Source organism: Carboxylicivirga sediminis (genome assembly GCF_018156225.1).
GTDB classification, from domain to species: domain Bacteria; phylum Bacteroidota; class Bacteroidia; order Bacteroidales; family Marinilabiliaceae; genus Carboxylicivirga; species Carboxylicivirga sediminis.
Map to the genome: position 1 here is coordinate 1 of NZ_JAGTAR010000089.1, position 1,315 is coordinate 1,315.

Annotated in this window: 1 protein-coding gene; it reads right to left on the reverse strand. The window is 37.7% G+C overall.

Translation table 11 applies throughout. The features are described from left to right. Positions 1 to 43: 43 nt before the first annotated feature. A complete protein-coding gene (locus tag KDU71_RS22730) occupies positions 44 to 1,228 on the reverse strand; it encodes an integrase core domain-containing protein (protein WP_212193426.1) in 1,185 nt (394 codons plus the stop codon). Positions 1,229 to 1,315 lie beyond the last annotated feature (87 nt).

The window sequence follows — 1,315 nt, forward strand, 5'->3', positions numbered from 1 at the left end:
TGTTCGTTAAGATACATCGTTTACAAAAGTTATAGATTAGACTTTACACTAAATTAGTTTCTAACCTTACTGATTGTTCTTTAGTTCTTAATTCATTTTGATTAAAGTATCCTAAAAATACGTTTCTATAAAATACTCTCCAGATTCCGTTACCTATCTCCAGTGCTCCAACATATTTTCCTTTCAATGATGCAGATAAATATACCCAGTTGTAAGCTCCCCATCGCACGGCACCACTCTTGGTTACTTTCAACACTTTCATGGTTGATTCATAATCAAATTTAGGTGTTTTTTCAGGAAAAGACCTTGTCGAGAAATCATGCACTGAAGCAGGGGTTTCCATATTTAATGCTTCATGTGGTCGTACATGATTGTATTCCCGAACGAAACGATTTAAGCGCCTCTGTTGCGCTTTTAAATCGTAAGCCGCAGGCTTGGAGCATGCAGCCTTTAAATCGCGGTGCATGCGTTCATGTCGACCATTCTGTTCCGGGTGAGCAGGATCGGAAAAAACAGGCAAGATTCCTAGCTCAATAAACCAATATGAAAGCCTGGTAAACCGTTGGATCGCTGCGACAGATCCAAACGGACTTCCATTGTCTGTATGAATCTGTTTAGGGATACCATATTTCCTAAAAACCTTTGTAAACTCAGACTTAGCTGACTGTAAATTCTCTTTATAATGTCCTTTTGCTGTAAAAATGAACCTGCTTTTTGAATCAGTTATGGTCAAGGGGTGACAGTACTTTTTATTGCCCATTAAAAATTTGCCTTTATAATCAGCACTCCATACTTCATTACACTCTTTAGGGTCAAAAATAGGGTGAATTGGCTTGACCCTTCGGAGTCGTTTTTGAGGACTAACTAATCCGTGCTTTTTAAGGATATTATGCACTGTCAAAACAGTTGGGATATCTTCAGCTGGATAATCCTTATATAACAATTTCCATATTTTCTTTGCCCCCCACAGCTTATGATTTTCTTTCAACTCAAGAATCCTATTTACCACTTTTGCATTGGTTGCATTAGGATGCGTACCTCTGGGTTTTCTCGATAGTTCTAGTAATCCTTCATAACCACAGTTCTCGAATCGGGAAATGATTTTGTAAGCGGTTGGTCGTGATATCTCAAACCTTTTACAAAGCTCCGTAATGGTGTACTTACCTGTCCGCCATTCACAAATAAATTCAATTTTCTGTTCCATAATCGTTGTGTCTTTCCAAGGCATGGCAATCTGATTTTTGATTCAAATTGCAAGCTAAAAAGTGTAAACGATGTTTATATAACTTTGTAAAGGATGTTTGTATAACGTACC

Excerpts from the sequence above, each read along its gene's own strand:
- KDU71_RS22730 (WP_212193426.1), bottom strand. The coding sequence starts at position 1,228 with ATGCCTTGGAAAGACACAACGATTATGGAACAGAAAATTGAATTTATT.